Genomic DNA, 15,419 nt, shown 5'->3' with positions numbered 1-15,419 from the left:
CCCCCCCCCCCCCCCCCCCCCCCCCCCCCCCCCCCCCCCCCCCCCCCCCCCCCCCCCCCCCCCCCCCCCCCCCCCCTTTTTCCCCCCCCCCCCCCCCCCCCCCCCCCCGGGGGGGGGGGGGGGGGCCCCCCCCCCCCCCCCCCCCCGGGCGCGGGGCACCGCCCCCCAAAAAAAACGCCCCCCCCCCGGCCGCTGCGCGCCCACCTCTCCCCCCGCTTCGCGCGGGGCGAGGAACCCAAGTTCTTGGCCGGCAGGCCAGAGGGGGGCGCTGTCCCGCCAACAGTCGAGCGATATGCGCTCCGCTTCGGGCGACGGTCTTCTACCCCATTGCGTGGCGAATGGTCTTGGACAGACGGCTCAGGAATGCCGGTCTAGACGATGCGTCGAGCTTCCACGACAGCACCGCCGTCGCCAGTTTCCGCGGCAGCACCCCGACCGACAGGAACCAGGCGGCAAGGACGGCGCGCCGGCGCAGCGACGCGGCCATTTCGAGGCTGGCGACGGCGCCCGCCGCCCCAAGCGCCAGCCGGGAATCATTGGCCACGGGGTGCCGGCGCCTGTCCGCGCACAGCGACGCCAGCCGCTCTTCCAGGTGGACCGGATCGTGGCGGACAGCCTCCGACGGGACGATGGTCAGGCCGATCCCGGAGGCTTGGTCCGACAGCGCCTGCATGCGGCGGAAGTCGTGGGTTACCCGCCAGCGTGCCCGCTCTGCGAGCTTTTCACCGAACACCGAATGGTTGGCGCCGTGGATCCGGTAGGCGCCGACGCATTCGTCGATGGACTGGACGTGTCCGTACATGGGCGCCAGCGTTACAAGGTAGCCATCGGCGCCCTGGCGGAACTCCGCCTCCGGTATAGGCATGATCGATTCGAGGGTTGTGCGATCAAAGGCCAGCCCGCTGGTCACAGTCGTCTGATAGCGGCCCTTGTGCAGGAGTTTCGGCATGACGTCACCGCTGTCAAAGGGCAGTTCGGGCGGCGGAAAGACGTCCTTGATGCGTTGTCGTTCGTCGACGATATGCAGCCTTGACTGCACCTGGGCAGTTGCCGCATCCCAGGTGTCGACGATTCTGGAAACGGCGGTCGGATAAAGAAAGTCGTCGGCGTCGAGGAACAGGACGATCTTGCCCGAGCTTGCCGCGAACCCGGTGTTGAACGCCGCCGCATGCCCGCCATTTTGCGCGCGCGGGCAGGCGAGGATCCTGTCCCCATATGATTCCATGATTGTCGTGGAATTGTCCTGCGAGGCATCGTCGACGACGATGACTTCGACATCCGCGTAGTCCTGCTCGAGGGCGCTGTCGATGCTGCGTTTGAGGAAACGCGCGTAATTGTAGTTCGGAATGATGATGGATACCGGAATCCTCGGGACAGACTGCATCGCGTTTGACCTCGCATCTTGCTTTGGTTTCAGCAAACCCGCGCGCGGGCCTGGTTCCTCCTCAAGCGCGTCCCACGAATTCCTGGGAGAAGGCTCGTGCCTTTCGTCAGGACGGGTCACGTCTCTTGCTTTGCGACTTCATGCTGAGGCCGCCATTGCCTTCAAGAGCTGCCGCCGAGATCATGGTCGACGGCAGCAAGGGCTCCGACGGTTCGGCTCGGATGACACGACAACCGAGCCTGACGGAAAGGCTTGGGTCGCGATCAGGTCGGGACCGCAGCGGACAGGCACCTTGAGGCATGGCGGATACTGGCCTTCAAATGCGGCTGGAGCAAGCCCCACGCCAAGACCAAAGGCTCACAAGCCTGTTACGTCTCAGGCGGCATGCAGCGTTGGAATGGCGCTGACATCCACTTCGCGCTCCGCGTGCCAGGCATCATACGCGGCCTGCATCCTGAGCCAGATCGCGGCGCCGTCGCCGAACATCTTCCCAAGGCGGGCGGCGACGGCCGGCGACACCGGCTTCTTCTCGCGGATGATGTCGTAAAGCTGCTGGCGCGAGATTCCGAGCAGATTGGCGATTTCCACCTTGGTCTTTCCGGTTGCCGGGATAATGTCGTCAAGCAGCGCTCCAGGGTGGGAGGGGCAGCGCTCCATCGGACGAATCGGCTCATACACGCTCATATCCGACTTCTCCAATCTGACCGCCTCAATGGTATTCTTTGAAATCGACGCGGGCGACATCAGTGCCGTCGAACTCGAATGTGATGCACCACGGCCCGTTGACATGCACCGTGTAGTGGGTCGGGCTGAAATCTTTCAAAGCGTGGAAGTCGAAGCCCGGCATGTTCATGTCTTCCGGCCTTTCCGCGACTTCCAGACGGTCAAGCCGGACAAGGATGCGCTCGTGCATCTTGGCGTCGATCTTTCCGGTTCCTCCGGTTTGAAAGAGGTCCGCCAGCGCCTTGTGTTTGAACGATTTGATCATGCAAAACGTAAGCACATTGCTTACGCAAGTCAACTGAGTGTAAGCAAATGATTTACGGGATGGTCTGCTATCAGCCGCTATCGCGCGGCAACCGGCAGGATACGACCTGCGACGATCGGCTTACAAGGCCGATCGTCTTTCCCGGAGCCGGCGAACCGGCTCCGGGCCGTATGGTGGCAGGCCTGAACAGTCACGCAGCCTGCAGCCCCGGCAGCGACAGATCGGCTTCCTCAGGCAAGTCGCCGGCCATCGCGGCAGCGAACCTGGTCTGGTCGAGTTCCCCTTCCCAGCGCGCCACGACCACGGTCGCCACCGCATTGCCGATGAAGTTGGTCAGCGCCCGGCATTCCGACATGAAGCGGTCGACGCCGAGGATCAACGCCATGCCGGCGACCGGCACTGCGGGCACGACCGAGAGCGTCGCGGCCAGCGTGATGAAGCCGGCGCCGGTGATGCCGGCGGCGCCCTTGGAACTCAGCATGGCGACGGCGAGCAGCAGGATCTGGTCGCCGAGGGTGAGCGGCGTGTCGGTCGCCTGGGCGATGAACAGCGCGGCCAGCGTCATGTAGATATTGGTGCCATCGAGGTTGAAGGAATAGCCGGTTGGAACGACCAGCCCGACCACCGAGCGGTTGCAGCCGGCGCGCTCCATCTTGGCCATCAGGCCCGGCAGTGCCGCTTCCGAGGACGAGGTGCCGAGCACCAGCAGCAGCTCTTCCTTGACGTAGCGGATCAGCGCCAGGATCGAGAAGCCGTTGTAGCGGGCGACCGAGCCCAGCACCACCAGCACGAACAGCAGCGAGGTCAGGTAGAACGTGCCGATCAGCATGGCGAGGTTGGCGATCGAGCCGATGCCGTATTTGCCGATGGTGAAGGCCATGGCGCCGAAAGCGCCGATCGGCGCGGCCTTCATCAGGATGGCGACGAGGCGGAAGATCGGCGTGGTCAATGCCTGCAGGAAATCGACGACCGGGCGGCCGCGATCGCCGACCGCGGCAAGAGCGAGCCCGAACAGCACCGAAAAGAACAGCACCTGCAGGATGTCGCCCTTTGCGAAAGCGCCGGTGATCGTGTCGGGGATGATGTTCATCAGGAAACCGACGATGCTGGTGTCGTGCGCTTTTTCGGTGTAGGTCGCCACCTTCGTGGCATCGAGCGTGGCCGGATCGATATGCATGCCGGCGCCCGGCTGGACGACGTTCGAGACGACGAGGCCGACGACAAGCGCCAGCGTCGAGAATGCCAGGAAGTAGATCATCGCCTTGCCGGCGACGCGGCCCACCTTCTGCAGGTCGGAAACGCCGGCGATGCCGGTCGCCACCGTCAGGAAGATCACCGGTGCGATCACCATCTTCACCAGCTTGATGAAGGCGTCGCCGAACGGCTTCATCGCCTCACCGGTTTCGGGATAGAAGTGGCCGAGCAGCACGCCGGCGGCGATCGCCGCCAACACCTGCACATAGAGATGCCGGTAGAACGGAAGTTTGCCGCGCGGCGCGGCGGCAGCGAATGCTGTCTGCATGACGTCCTCCATTGTGCTCCGATCGAAAGCTCGACCTCCCGGAGCGTTTGCATTTGACCCAGCAGCCTCGTGACCGCTGAAGTCGTGTTTGCAACTGCCGTGCCAGACTGCGGGGAAGAGAATTTCTCTTTGATTTTATTGATGATTCTCGAACTGACGGTTCGTATCGCTCACACACAAAGTGCGGATACTCGCATGGCCGAATTGTGCTTTGTGCGAAATCATGCACAAATGGGCGATGCTGCAACGCCCCGCCGCTGCCTTGCCGTCGACGCCCGAGCAACTCGGCAGGCGAGCGCGCCGTGCCTGGCTGCTGTTTGCGGCCATCGCCCTTGCGACGGCCACGGCGGCACTTTACGGCGCTGGTCTCTATGGCCGTACCACGGAGCTCAGGGGACTGGCGGCGCAGGGCCGCACCGACGCCAATCTGAAGGTCGCGCTATTGCGCGCCGTTCTGGAAAGCCCGCGCGCCCTGCCCCTGCTTTTGTCGGAAGACCAGCAGGTACGCGACGCGCTGGCGCAGAAAAGTGCTGCTGCAATCGATGTGCTGAATCGCAAGCTTGAAGGGCTGGTCTCCGGCACCAAGGCCTCGGTACTCTATGTCATCGGCAGCGACGGACTGGCGATCGCCTCCAGCAACTGGCGCGACCCGATCAGCTTTGTCGGCAACGACTACCGGTTCCGCGACTATTTCTCCGCAGCGATGCAATCCGGAACCGCCGAATATTTCGCGCTCGGCAATGTCAGCAAACGCCCAGGCCTCTACATCTCGCGACGCGTCGGCGATGCTGCCGCACCGCTCGGCGTCGTCGTCGTCAAGGCGGAGTTCGATCAGCTCGAAGCCGACTGGCACGAGGTGAACCGCCCGGCCTATGTCAGCGACGAGCGTGGTATCGTCCTGATCACCAGCGTGCGGTCCTGGCGCTTCATGACGACGGCGCCGCTTGCCGCGTCTGATCGTGCCGCCATCCAGAACAGCCAGCAGTTCGGCGACGCACCGCTGATGCCGTTGCCGATCACGCGCCCGCAGGCGCTCAGCCCGGACACATCCATCGTCCACGCGGTGACGCCCGGCGGCAGCGACGCGGAATATCTCCGGCTTTCAGCCCCGGTTGCTTCGACCCCCTGGCGGCTCGACTATCTCGTCCCGGCCGAGGCGCCGATCGCCGCCGCGGCCCGTGAAATGCGGCTCCTTGCGCTCGGCGTCTTGGTCCCGTTGCTCGGCCTTGCTGCGTATCTGTTGTGGCGCCGGCAGTCGGGACAAATGCGGATCGCCGCCGAACAGGCGGCGCGCACCGAACTCGAGCGCCGCGTCGTCGAACGAACCGAGGATCTGAGCCGTGCCCGCGATCGGCTGCAGGCGGAGATATCAGACCATCGCAGCACGGAAGCCAAGCTGCAGGTGGTGCAGCAGGATCTGGTCCAGGCCAACCGCCTCGCCATCCTCGGCCAGGTCGCCGCCGGCGTCGCCCATGAGATCAACCAGCCGGTTGCCACCATACGCGCCTATGCCGACAACGCCCGCGTCTTCCTCGACAGGAAGCAGACCGCGCCCGCCGAGGAAAACCTCGGCGCCATCGCAGCATTGACCGAGCGCATCGGCACCATCACCGAAGAATTGAAGGCCTTTGCCCGCAAGGGCCGCACCCCCGCCGAGCCTGTCGCATTGCGCGGTGTCATCGAGGGCGCCGTCGTGCTGTTGAGAAGCCGCTTTGCCGGCCGGCTCGACGCACTGGCGATCGACCTGCCACCGCCGAGCCTCAAGGTCATGGGCAACCGGGTCCGGCTCGAACAGGTGCTGATCAACCTCTTCCAGAACGCGCTTGAAGCGCTGGACGGCCGCAACGACGCTCATGTGCGGGTTTCGGTCGAGGAGACCGCGGACGGCGTGATGGTCGGCGTGTCCGATAACGGACCTGGCATTCCGCCAGGGATTCTCAAATCGCTGTTCACGCCGTTCAATACATCCAAGGAAAAAGGCCTCGGTCTTGGCCTTGTCATCTCGAAGGATATCGTCGCCGACTACGGCGGACGCATCGAGGTTTCGAGCGACGGCTGCGGCACCCGCTTCGCCATCCATCTCTTGAAAGCAGCATAGTGGCCAAGGCAGCATGACGAACGACGACGCAGCGCCGGTCATCTTGGTCGATGACGACAGCGATCTCCTCAAGGCCACCGCGCAGACGCTCGAGCTTGCCGGCTTTTCGGTCTCGGCTTTTTCGGTGGCGGCCGAGGCGCTGGCCAGGCTCGACACCGGTTTTGCCGGCGTGGTGGTGTCGGATATCCGCATGCCTGAGATTGACGGCTTGCAGCTTTTCAACCGCATCCTGCGGCTGGACGCGGACATCCCGGTCATCCTCGTCACCGGGCATGGCGACATCGCGGTTGCCGTCAAGGCGATCAAGGACGGCGCCTACGACTTCATCACAAAACCCTTCGCCGCCGACCGGCTGGTGCAGAGCGTGCGCCGCGCCGCGGAAAAGCGCCGCCTGGTGATGGAGAACCGCGCCTTGCGCGAGGCGGCCGGAGAGGCGCAGGACGGCCTGCCGCTGATCGGCCAGACGCCGGCGATGGAAAGGCTGCGCCGCACGCTGCGCCAGATCGCCGACACCGATGTCGACGTGCTGGTGACCGGCGAAACCGGTTCCGGCAAGGAAGTGGTGGCCAGCCTTTTGCATCGCTGGAGTCGCCGCGCCAAGGGCAATTTCGTCGCGCTGAATTGCGGCACGCTGCCCGAGACGGTCATCGAGAGCGAATTGTTCGGCCACGAGGCCGGCGCCTTCACCGGGGCGCAGAAGAAGCGGATCGGCCGTATCGAGCATGCCAGCGGCGGCACGCTGTTCCTCGACGAGATCGAAAGCATGCCGGTCTCGACACAGGTGCAGATGCTGCGCGTGCTGGAAATGCGCGAGGTCACCCCGCTTGGCACCAACGAAATGCGGCCGGTCGACCTGCGCGTCGTTGCGGCCGCCAAGGTCGATCTCGGCGATCCGCGCCAGCGCGGCGCTTTCCGCGAGGATCTCTATTACCGGCTCAACGTGGTGACGATCTCCATTCCGCCGCTGCGCGAGCGCCGCGACGACGTCGCACTGCTGTTCTTCTACTTCGCCGAGCGCGCCGCCGCCCGCTTCCGGCGTCCGCTGCCGGCGGTGCCGGCCGCGGTGCACCGCCATCTCAGGGAGCATGACTGGCCTGGCAATGTACGCGAGCTCGCGCATTTCGCCGAACGCTTCGTGCTTGGACTGGAGGAAGACGCCGGAGTGGCATCCCCTGCCCCAGCCCAGCCGGATGCCGCCATGAAACTGCCGGAACGGCTGGAGCGCTACGAGGCCGACATCATCCGCGAGACGCTTAACCGCAACGAGGGCGATGTCAGGCGCACCATCGAAGCGCTGGGGATTCCGCGCAAGACCTTTTATGACAAGCTGCAGCGCCACGGCATCGTGCGCAGCGAGTTTTCGAGGTAGAGGGGCCAATGTCGGCGCTGCCCCTCATTGCCCTGCCAGGCATTTCTCTCCGTAGAACCGGGAGAAAGAAGCCTTCGCCGAGATTTCGCCAAAAACCAACGTTGCAGAAAGAGCGCCCGAGGTTGCAGCCAGCCCCTTCTCCCCGTTCTACGGGGAGAAGATCCCGGCAGGGGGATGAGGGGCAGCGCCAACGTCTGCAAACGTCCCTCCCGCAGCAACTCTCCTGACGCGAACCGATTCCGGTTTTCGCCATCCTGCGCTACACTTGGTCCACTTCAACCGGACCACTCTCATGATTGTCCAGACCTGCATCAATGGCGCGCGCAGCGCCGATTTCCATCCGCAGCTGCCGCTTGATCCCGAAGCCATGGCGCGTGACGGCGCGTCCTGCGTGGCCGCCGGTGCGGCCGAGCTGCATGTCCATGCACGCGGGCTCGACGGCCGCGAAAGCCTTGCCCCGGCGACGATGGACCGGACCGCGTTGGCGCTGCGCCGCGCCTGCCCGGGAACGCTGATTGGCGTGTCGACCGGCGCGTGGATCGAGAACGACGACGAGCGCACACTTGACGCGATCGCCGGCTGGAGCGAATTGCCTGACTACGCCTCGGTCAATCTGAGCGAGAAGGCCGCGCCCGAGGTCATGCAAAGCCTGCGGCAGCGCGGCATCGGTATCGAGGCCGGGCTCGCCTCCGTCGCTGATGCCGAGCGCCTGGTCCGCCTCGACCATGACAACCAGGTGCTGCGCATCCTGATCGAGATTTCCGAGCAGGCGCTGGACGCGGCGCTGGAAGCCTGCGACGGCATCGCCGCCGTGCTCGACCGCGCCGGACTGCGTCGCGCCATCCTGCTGCACGGTGCCGACGCCACGGTGTGGCCGTTCGTGCACCGGGCGGCGGAACGCAACTGGTCGACGCGCGTCGGGCTGGAAGACGGCAAGGCGCTTCCGGACGGCACTACGGCATCCGGCAATGCCGCACTGACGGCTGCTGCGGTTGCGATCTTCCGGGCCGGTCGTTGATTCATCCCGTAGGCTTCGGGCGCCTTGCCGATCTTCTCGGGATGCTGCGTCAGGCCACGTCCCGCAAAGTCGAACGCGGCGTAGCCGATTTCGCGGTTGCGCGATCCTGGTGAAGCGCGAACCCTGCGGCGCCCGGGTCGCCCAGTTCAGAGCGGAGCTGCATGCTCGGGATGTGGTAGTCGCCGCCATTCTGCTGCCGGTAAGGAATGGGCCGGGTTGTCTCGAGCGTCCGCATCCTTTCGCGCAGCCGCTCCGCGACAGGCTCGAAATCGGCCTCCCCAAAACGATCCACTCTGTAGACGACGAACGGCGGAAGCACGTCATAGCCCGGATAGTAAAGGATCCCGTGATTGATCGGAAACAGCAGGTCGTCGATTGGGCCGTTGACGCCGCGGGCGGAGTAATGCTCCTCCCAGCCGCCGGCGGTCACGATCAGCATCGCGCGCTTGCCGGCGAGCGTTCCCTCGCCAAAGCGGTCACCCCACCGCTTGTCGCTGTGCTCGCCGACACCATAGGCGAAGCCGTAGGCGTACACCCGGTCGACCCAGCCCTTGAGGATTGCCGGCATGGCATACCACCACAGCGGGAACTGGAGGATCAGCGTGTCGGCCCACAGCAGCTTGTCGATCTCTGCTTTAACATCTTCGGTTAGCGTGTTGGTCGCAAAAGCCTTTTTGGATGCCCCAGCCGGCAGGAAGCGCGCTTCGGGCGGCCACGACGGAAAGTCGGCACGGTCCACCTCGGCTTTCCAGCCATCGGCATAGAGGTCCGATATCAGCACCTCGTGGCCCTGGGCCTCGAGTTCCCTGATGGCGACGTCGCGCAGTGCGCCGTTGAGCGAACGCGGTTCAGGATGAGCAAAAACAAGCAGGACTTTCATGGGTCAACTCCGAAGAAGGACGATAGACGCTGAAGGTAGCCAGCCCCGGGATTATCCGCTACATCTGAGCAATGCATAAGATTATGCCGAATAATGGATAGGTCTGACGTGACACTCGAGCGCATGCGCACCTTCGTTCGCGTCGCCGAGCGCGGCAGCCTCTCGGCGGTGGCGCGCGAACTCGGAGTTGGGCAGTCGACGGTCACACGGCATCTGCGCGAGCTCGAGGAGGCTATCGGCGTGCCCTTGCTCAGCAGGACCACCCGGCGTGTCACGATGACCGATGAAGGCAGCCGTTACTATGCCGACGCCGTCCAGATCCTGCGCCTCGTTGAGCAGGCCGGCGATGAGGCACGGGGCACCCGCGGCGCTTCGGCCGGCACGATCCGGATATCCTGCACGGCGGCGCTCGGGGTCTTGCACGTCAGCCGCCTGATCTTCGCCTTTCAGGACCGCTATCCCGACATCGGGATCGATCTCAACCTCACCGACGAGCGCATCGACCTTGTGCGGGAGGGAGTCGACATCGCACTTCGCCTCGGTCCGCTCACCGACAGCTCGATGAAGCTGCGGGCGCTCGGCCAATCCCGGCGCCTGCTGGTGGCGTCGCCGGCCTATCTGGCGGTGCGGGGCAGACCGGCTGTCCCGCAGGACCTGCCTGGCCATGAAGGCATCCGGATGTCGAACATCGCAGGAAGCGACACGCTCGCCCTGCAGGGGCCGGGCGGCGAACGCCATGCGGTGCCTTTCGGCGGCCGATTTCGGATCGATCATGGGCTTGCAGCGCGCGAAGCGCTCGTCGCCGGGCGCGGCATCGCACCTGCCCATCACTGGCTTGTCGACGATCTCCTGGCGGCCGGCCGGCTGGAAGTGATCCTGCCGGACTACGCCCCGCCTCCCATTCCGCTGAGCATGCTGATCGTTCCGGAGCGCGCGGGCATTGCCAGGGTCCGGCTGCTGGTCGACTTTCTCGCCGAGCGGATCGGCGGCATTCCGGGGATTGGGAAGCCGCGTTAGCCGGCGTGTCCTCGGTCGGCTGCGGCACCGGCAAAACCCTCCGTCTTCCGGGATACACCGTCCGGCCTTGTTGACAGACGGCCGAACGCTCTTGCGATTTCAAAAGATACACCCTAAGCTGTTTTCATATCAGAAAGAAAACTCCATCATTTCTTTTCATTTATGAAAGTTTGAACGCTGCGGGAACATCTCGATCAGACCGACCGGCGACTGGTCAAGCTGCTGTCGCAGGATGCGCAGCTTGGCGTCAATCGCCTCGCCGAGAAGATGGCCGTCTCGGTGCCGACGGTGCGCATGCGGTTGCGCAACCTGCTCGACCGCAACCTGCTCAAGATCGTCGGGCTGCTCAACCTGACCGAGCGCCCAGAATTGATCTCGGCGATCGTCGGCATCAATGCGCAGGGGCGCGGCCGCGCTCGGGAACTGGCGCAGCGCATCGCCGAACTGCCTTTCGTGAACTCGGCCTCCGTCGTCACCGGACGCTTCGACATTATCGTCGACGTGACGGTGGCCGGCGATGTCGCCGATCTCTATCGCGTCACCAGCGAGCTGATCCCCGGCGCGGGCGAGCCCGGCGAAGTCGTGCGCAGCGAGACGTTCGTCGTCATGGCCTCCTGCAACAAATGGGTCAGCCTGCCCGAAGGCTGCTGGTCGGACGAGACCAAGCGCGACGAAACTGGGCGCGACGAACCTGGGCGAAAGGAAATACCATGAAGATCGCGGTTCTCGGCGGCCTCGGCCTGCAAGGCCGGGCGGCGATCGCCGATCTCATCGCCAGCGCCGATGTCGAAGAGGTCGTCTGCGTCGATACCGTGCCGGATGGCGCAGCCCGACTTGGCGGCCTGACCGACCTTACCCGCGTGCGTTTCGTCGTGCCCGACGGCGCGATCGCCCCTGTGTTGGCGAATGTGCTGGCAGGTGTCGACGCCGCCATAGATCTGTTGCCGCAGCCGCTGATGCGCGAGGCGGTGCAGGCCGCGATCGCGACGCGCACGCCGCTGGTCACCACCAATTACGGCAAGACGATCGCCGACCTTGCCCCCGCAGCGGAAGCGGCCGGCGTTTCGATCATGACCGAATGCGGGCTCGACCCCGGCATCGACCTTGTGCTCTACGCGCGCGCCGCCCGTCAGTTCGACGCCATCACCGCGATCGATTCCTATTGCGGCGGTATCCCCGAGCCGAAGGCGATGGCCAAGCCGCTGTGCTACAAGGTGAGCTGGAATTTCGACATGGTTCTGATGAGCCAGAACCGCGACAGCGTGCTGGTCGAGGATGGCCAACGGGTCGATGTGCCGGCCGGCCGCCAGCACGACAATCCGTTCATCCATCAGATCGAGGTCGAGGGGCTGGGCAGACTGGAAGCCTTCCCCAATGGCGATGCACCGCATTACGCCGGCATGCTTGCCGCCGCCAAGGGGCTGCAGCGCTCCGGCCGCTATTCGCTGCGCTGGCCGGGCTGGTCGGCGTTCTGGGCGCCCCTGAAGGAGCTCGGCTTCCTCTCCGAAGACAAGGTGCCCGGCGTTGGCGCCAGCCCACGCGAATTTCTCGGCCGGCTGCTCGGCCCGCAACTGAAATATGGCGCCGACGAGAAGGACCTGTGCGTGATGCGCAATGTCTTCTCAGGCACCCAAGGCGGCCGCCGCAAGACGGTGACCTTGGAACTGATCATCGAACGCGATCTCGCCTCCGGCCTGTTCGGCATGAGCCTAGGTGTCGGCTATCCCGCCAGCATCGTGGCGCAGATGCTGGTGCGGGGCGAAATTACCGAGCCCGGCCTGCTCAATCCACTGTTGCATGTGCCCGACGGCCGCTTCCTCGACGAACTGGCGAGACGCGGTATACGCGTATCCGAAACGATCGACCGGGACTGAAGGATTTTCGAACGGTGGTTCGCCGCCGGCAACGGCGCTGCCGCTCAAAAAGCACCCCCAAGGGGTGGAACAACAAAGTGAAAATAACAAACGACAACAAGGAGGAATGCCCAATGAAGATTGCCAAGCTTTTCATAGCAAGCCTTGCGCTCGCCGGCCTCACTGCCGCCGCCAGTGCCGGAACCCTCGACGAGATCACCAAGCGCGGCGAGTTGCGCGTCGCCGTGCAGACGCAAGGACCGCCCTTCTCGCTGGTCGGCGCTGCCGGCGAGCGCACCGGCAGTTCGGTCGAGCTTGCCGAACTGATGGCCAAGGAAATGGGCGTGAAGATCACCTTTTTGGATTTCGATTGGGACGGCCTGATCCCAGCGCTGCTGTCGGGCAAGGCCGATCTTCTGGTCGCCGATATGACGCCGACGCTGGCGCGGGCGATGAAGGTCGCCTTCACCAAGCCTTACATGTACACCGGCAGCACCGTCTTCACCAAGGCCGACGGCAAGTTCAAATCCACCGAGGATTGCAAGGCCAAGGGCACCAAGATCGCCGTGCTGCTCGGCGCCACCGGCGAGAAGGAGGCCAAGAAGGCTTTCCCGGACGCCGACATCAAGAGCTACAAGGGCGGCGGCCCGCTGCTGCTTGACGCCGTCAACAACGGCCAGGCCGATTGCGGCGTCAACGACGTCTCGGCGGTCAAGGGCCAGTCGACCGCCTACCCGGCGGGCAGCTTCACCATCATGCCGGAGATGCTGTCGAAGGAGCCGCTGGCCTTCGCCACGCGCTATGACGAGCAGGACCTGCTGACCTGGATGAACCTGTTCCTCGATCAGGTCAGCCTCGACGGCCGCCTGCAGAAGAACCTCGACTACTGGGTTAATTCCGACGACTGGAAGAAGGATCACTGAGTAGAGTGAATAGTGAATAGTGAATAGTGAATAGTGAGTAGTAAATCGCTACTCACTACTCGCTATTCGCTATTCGCTAATCCCTATTCACCATTCACTACTCCCTATTTCAATATTCACCATTCACCATTCACCGCCCAGCGATGCTCGAAAATTTCAGCTTCCGCACCATTGTCGAATATCTGCCCCTGTTCGGGCAGGGCCTCGTCACGACCGTGTGGCTGTCTGTCCTCGCCTTTGCCGGGGCGCTCGCCGTCGGCATCGTGCTCGCCGCCATGAACCTTCAGCGCGGCCGGCTGTTCCGCATGCCGGCCAAGGCCTATATCGACGCGGTGCGCGCCACGCCCTTGCTGGCGCAGCTTTATTTCCTCTATTTCGGCCTGCCGCGGCTCGGCATCATCCTGCCTGAGCTCGTCGTCGGCATCCTCGCTCTGTCGCTGAACAGCGGCGCCTATGTCGCCGAGATCATCCGCGCCGGCATCCTGTCGATCCCGCGCGGCCAGGTCGAGGCCGGCGTCGCTTCGGGGATGACCTATGTCCAGCGCATGCGACTGGTCATCCTGCCGCAGGCGTTCAAGGTGACGATCCCGCCGCTGCTCGGCCAGGCGATCGTGCTGGTCAAGGATTCCGCCCTGCTGTCGCTGATCGCGGTCGCCGAACTGACGCGCGCCGGGCAATTGCTCGCCTCCGACCGCTTCATGCCGGCGGAAGGTTTCATCACCATCGCCGCCTTCTACCTGCTGCTCTATTACGGGCTGAAGGGACTGGCGGCGCTGTCCGGGCGCTGGCTCGGCCTGGCGGGGGCACGGACATGATCTGGCAGCAGCTGCAAAGCATAGCCGGCAGCTATCCCCTCGCCCTGCGCGGCCTCGGCATGACCGTGATGCTGTCGCTGGTCAGCCTGGTGCTCGGCACGCTGATCGGCTTTGGCCTCGGCATCCTGCGGACCGGCGGCAACCGGCTGATCAGCGGCGTGATCGGCGCCTGGGTCGACCTGATCCGCGGCACGCCGTTCCTGGTGCAGATTTTCCTGATCTTCTTCATCCTGCCGGAACTCGGCATCGAGCTCGACGCCTTCACCGCCGGCATCATCGCGCTGACCAATCTGGCCGCCTGCTTCATCTGCGAGATCGTCGTCGCCGGCATCCGCTCGGTGCCGACCGGCCAGGTCGAGGCGGCGCTGGCGTCCGGTCTGTCGCGCTGGCAGCGCATGCGCCAGGTGGTGCTGCCGCAGGCAATGCGCATCGTGCTGCCGCCGCTGGTCGGGCAATATGTGCTGTTGATCAAGGATTCCTCCGTCGTTTCGGCTATCGGGCTCACCGACCTCACCCGCGTCGGCTGGCTGGTTGTGCAACGCGTGCCGAACGGCCTGCTGGTCTTCTTCCTCGTCGGCCTCGGCTATTTCATCGTCTGTTATCCGCTGATCCTGCTGGCGCGCCGGCTTGAGCAGCGCATGGGTGCGGCCCATGGCGAGGTGCAGTTGTGACGTTGAACCTCAGCAAAAATGGCACCGGTATGATCGAGTTTCGCGGCGTCAACAAATGGTTCGGCGCGCTCAATGTGCTCAAGGACATCACGCTCAGCGTCGAGCCGCGCGAAGTGGTCGTCGTCTGCGGGCCGAGCGGTTCGGGCAAGAGCACGCTGATCCGCTGCATCAACGGGCTGGAGACGATCCGCGACGGCGACCTGGTGGTCGACAGCCAGCGCCTCGGCGACCCCGCCACCAACATGACGCGGCTGCGCACCGAGATTGGCTTCGTCTTCCAGTCCTTCAACCTCTATCCGCATAAGACGGCGCTCGAGAACGTGACGCTGGCGCCGATCCATGTGCGTAAGATCCCGCGCGCTGAAGCCGAGAAGGCCGGGCGCGAGCTGCTCGCCAAGGTCGGTCTTGCCGACAAGGTGAACGCCTATCCGGCGCAACTCTCCGGCGGTCAGCAGCAGCGCGTGGCGATCGCCCGCTGCCTCGGCATGCGCCCCAAGATCATGCTGTTCGACGAGCCGACCTCGGCGCTCGATCCAGAGATGATCTCGGAGGTGCTCGACGTCATGGTCGCGGTGGCAGAGGAAGGCATGACCATGATGGTGGTGACCCACGAAATGGGCTTTGCCCGCAAAGTCGCCCAGCGCGTGGTGTTCATGGATGCCGGCGCCATCGTCGAAAGCGGCACGCCGGATGAATTCTTCTCGCACCCCAAGACCGACCGCAGCCGCGCCTTCCTGAGCAAGATTCTGCGGCATTAGAGTCAAAACTCAACCAGCTGGCTGTCGCCAACGGCCGAGACGGGTGGATTGTGTTGAAGAAGTCGGTGATTAAGCCGGGCGTTCTTTTCGCCGCGACGAGTTGCGGTTGGGTCGAGGCGGCTC

15 protein-coding genes and 1 tRNA gene are annotated in these 15,419 nt (G+C 64.6%); 10 read left to right on the top strand and 6 right to left on the bottom strand.

Going from position 1 to position 15,419, the window contains the following annotated elements; translation table 11 throughout:
- Positions 1-319: 319 nt before the first annotated feature.
- From AC0L2Z_RS33530 to AC0L2Z_RS33510, 5 genes are all read right to left on the bottom strand, one after another.
- Complete coding sequence (locus tag AC0L2Z_RS33530) at positions 320-1,384, bottom strand: glycosyltransferase family 2 protein (RefSeq protein ID WP_473630424.1); 1,065 nt, start codon at positions 1,382-1,384, stop codon at positions 320-322.
- A 375-nt stretch (positions 1,385-1,759) separates the two neighbouring features.
- Positions 1,760-2,068 carry a HigA family addiction module antitoxin gene (locus tag AC0L2Z_RS33525; RefSeq protein WP_128170910.1) on the bottom strand — a complete coding sequence of 103 codons (309 nt, stop codon included), beginning with the start codon at positions 2,066-2,068 and terminating at the stop codon, positions 1,760-1,762.
- A 25-nt stretch (positions 2,069-2,093) separates the two neighbouring features.
- On the bottom strand, positions 2,094-2,372 hold the full coding sequence (locus tag AC0L2Z_RS33520; RefSeq protein WP_473630423.1) for a type II toxin-antitoxin system RelE/ParE family toxin: 279 nt from the start codon (positions 2,370-2,372) through the stop codon (positions 2,094-2,096).
- A gap of 85 nt (positions 2,373-2,457) precedes the next feature.
- Positions 2,458-2,535: transfer RNA gene (locus AC0L2Z_RS33515), tRNA-Thr, on the bottom strand.
- A gap of 27 nt (positions 2,536-2,562) precedes the next feature.
- Positions 2,563-3,894 (bottom strand): dicarboxylate/amino acid:cation symporter, encoded by a 1,332-nt coding sequence (locus AC0L2Z_RS33510; protein WP_287180417.1) that lies wholly within the window; start codon positions 3,892-3,894, stop codon positions 2,563-2,565.
- Between the two features lie 223 nt (positions 3,895-4,117).
- Between AC0L2Z_RS33510 and AC0L2Z_RS33505 the strand changes: the two genes are divergently transcribed.
- From AC0L2Z_RS33505 to AC0L2Z_RS33495, 3 genes are all read left to right on the top strand, one after another.
- The gene (locus tag AC0L2Z_RS33505) at positions 4,118-5,992 is read left to right on the top strand and encodes a sensor histidine kinase (RefSeq protein ID WP_128170913.1); all 1,875 of its coding nucleotides are present in this window, start codon (positions 4,118-4,120) and stop codon (positions 5,990-5,992) included.
- A gap of 13 nt (positions 5,993-6,005) precedes the next feature.
- The gene (locus AC0L2Z_RS33500) at positions 6,006-7,361 is read left to right on the top strand and encodes a sigma-54-dependent transcriptional regulator (RefSeq protein ID WP_128170914.1); all 1,356 of its coding nucleotides are present in this window, start codon (positions 6,006-6,008) and stop codon (positions 7,359-7,361) included.
- A gap of 292 nt (positions 7,362-7,653) precedes the next feature.
- Positions 7,654-8,379 carry a 3-keto-5-aminohexanoate cleavage protein gene (locus AC0L2Z_RS33495; protein WP_473630422.1) on the top strand — a complete coding sequence of 242 codons (726 nt, stop codon included), beginning with the start codon at positions 7,654-7,656 and terminating at the stop codon, positions 8,377-8,379.
- A gap of 49 nt (positions 8,380-8,428) precedes the next feature.
- On the opposite strand, the gene AC0L2Z_RS33490 is transcribed toward AC0L2Z_RS33495, so the two are convergent.
- Complete coding sequence (locus AC0L2Z_RS33490) at positions 8,429-9,259, bottom strand: NAD(P)H-dependent oxidoreductase (protein WP_287375659.1); 831 nt, start codon at positions 9,257-9,259, stop codon at positions 8,429-8,431.
- A 93-nt stretch (positions 9,260-9,352) separates the two neighbouring features.
- On the opposite strand from AC0L2Z_RS33490, the gene AC0L2Z_RS33485 reads away from it, so the two are divergent.
- The 7 genes from AC0L2Z_RS33485 to AC0L2Z_RS33455 all read left to right on the top strand — a co-directional run bounded on the left by AC0L2Z_RS33485 (position 9,353) and on the right by AC0L2Z_RS33455 (position 15,296).
- Positions 9,353-10,276, top strand: a complete 924-nt coding sequence (locus tag AC0L2Z_RS33485; RefSeq protein WP_128170917.1) for a LysR family transcriptional regulator — start codon at positions 9,353-9,355, stop codon at positions 10,274-10,276.
- A 177-nt stretch (positions 10,277-10,453) separates the two neighbouring features.
- The gene (locus AC0L2Z_RS33480) at positions 10,454-10,990 is read left to right on the top strand and encodes an Lrp/AsnC family transcriptional regulator (RefSeq protein ID WP_128170918.1); all 537 of its coding nucleotides are present in this window, start codon (positions 10,454-10,456) and stop codon (positions 10,988-10,990) included.
- The gene (locus tag AC0L2Z_RS33475) at positions 10,987-12,150 is read left to right on the top strand and encodes a saccharopine dehydrogenase family protein (RefSeq protein WP_128170919.1); all 1,164 of its coding nucleotides are present in this window, start codon (positions 10,987-10,989) and stop codon (positions 12,148-12,150) included. The genes AC0L2Z_RS33480 and AC0L2Z_RS33475 overlap by 4 nt, the downstream gene beginning before the upstream one ends.
- A 113-nt stretch (positions 12,151-12,263) precedes the next feature.
- Entirely contained in the window at positions 12,264-13,052 is a 789-nt protein-coding gene (locus AC0L2Z_RS33470) for an ABC transporter substrate-binding protein (protein WP_128170920.1), read from the top strand.
- A 143-nt stretch (positions 13,053-13,195) separates the two neighbouring features.
- On the top strand, positions 13,196-13,867 hold the full coding sequence (locus AC0L2Z_RS33465) for an amino acid ABC transporter permease (protein WP_236391119.1): 672 nt from the start codon (positions 13,196-13,198) through the stop codon (positions 13,865-13,867).
- Positions 13,864-14,538 (top strand): amino acid ABC transporter permease, encoded by a 675-nt coding sequence (locus AC0L2Z_RS33460; RefSeq protein ID WP_128170922.1) that lies wholly within the window; start codon positions 13,864-13,866, stop codon positions 14,536-14,538. Before AC0L2Z_RS33465 ends, AC0L2Z_RS33460 begins: the two co-directional genes overlap by 4 nt.
- Before the next feature lie 29 nt (positions 14,539-14,567).
- Entirely contained in the window at positions 14,568-15,296 is a 729-nt protein-coding gene (locus AC0L2Z_RS33455) for an amino acid ABC transporter ATP-binding protein (RefSeq protein ID WP_128170924.1), read from the top strand.
- Positions 15,297-15,419 lie beyond the last annotated feature (123 nt).

Source organism: Mesorhizobium sp. WSM4850, from assembly GCF_055811735.1.
This window is presented reverse-complemented; position numbering and strand designations above follow the sequence as displayed.

What these genes read in the sequence shown, in the direction of transcription:
- AC0L2Z_RS33505 (WP_128170913.1), top strand. Translation starts at nt 4,118, where the DNA reads ATGCACAAATGGGCGATGCTGCAACGCCCCGCCGCTGCCTTGCCGTCG.
- AC0L2Z_RS33465 (WP_236391119.1), top strand. Translation starts at nt 13,196, where the DNA reads ATGCTCGAAAATTTCAGCTTCCGCACCATTGTCGAATATCTGCCCCTG.
- AC0L2Z_RS33510 (WP_287180417.1), bottom strand. Translation starts at nt 3,894, where the DNA reads ATGCAGACAGCATTCGCTGCCGCCGCGCCGCGCGGCAAACTTCCGTTC.
- AC0L2Z_RS33470 (WP_128170920.1), top strand. Translation starts at nt 12,264, where the DNA reads ATGAAGATTGCCAAGCTTTTCATAGCAAGCCTTGCGCTCGCCGGCCTC.
- AC0L2Z_RS33525 (WP_128170910.1), bottom strand. Translation starts at nt 2,068, where the DNA reads ATGAGCGTGTATGAGCCGATTCGTCCGATGGAGCGCTGCCCCTCCCAC.
- AC0L2Z_RS33490 (WP_287375659.1), bottom strand. Translation starts at nt 9,259, where the DNA reads ATGAAAGTCCTGCTTGTTTTTGCTCATCCTGAACCGCGTTCGCTCAAC.
- AC0L2Z_RS33520 (WP_473630423.1), bottom strand. Translation starts at nt 2,372, where the DNA reads ATGATCAAATCGTTCAAACACAAGGCGCTGGCGGACCTCTTTCAAACC.
- AC0L2Z_RS33530 (WP_473630424.1), bottom strand. Translation starts at nt 1,384, where the DNA reads ATGCAGTCTGTCCCGAGGATTCCGGTATCCATCATCATTCCGAACTAC.
- AC0L2Z_RS33495 (WP_473630422.1), top strand. Translation starts at nt 7,654, where the DNA reads ATGATTGTCCAGACCTGCATCAATGGCGCGCGCAGCGCCGATTTCCAT.
- AC0L2Z_RS33455 (WP_128170924.1), top strand. Translation starts at nt 14,568, where the DNA reads ATGATCGAGTTTCGCGGCGTCAACAAATGGTTCGGCGCGCTCAATGTG.
- AC0L2Z_RS33475 (WP_128170919.1), top strand. Translation starts at nt 10,987, where the DNA reads ATGAAGATCGCGGTTCTCGGCGGCCTCGGCCTGCAAGGCCGGGCGGCG.
- AC0L2Z_RS33460 (WP_128170922.1), top strand. Translation starts at nt 13,864, where the DNA reads ATGATCTGGCAGCAGCTGCAAAGCATAGCCGGCAGCTATCCCCTCGCC.
- AC0L2Z_RS33500 (WP_128170914.1), top strand. Translation starts at nt 6,006, where the DNA reads ATGACGAACGACGACGCAGCGCCGGTCATCTTGGTCGATGACGACAGC.
- AC0L2Z_RS33485 (WP_128170917.1), top strand. Translation starts at nt 9,353, where the DNA reads ATGGATAGGTCTGACGTGACACTCGAGCGCATGCGCACCTTCGTTCGC.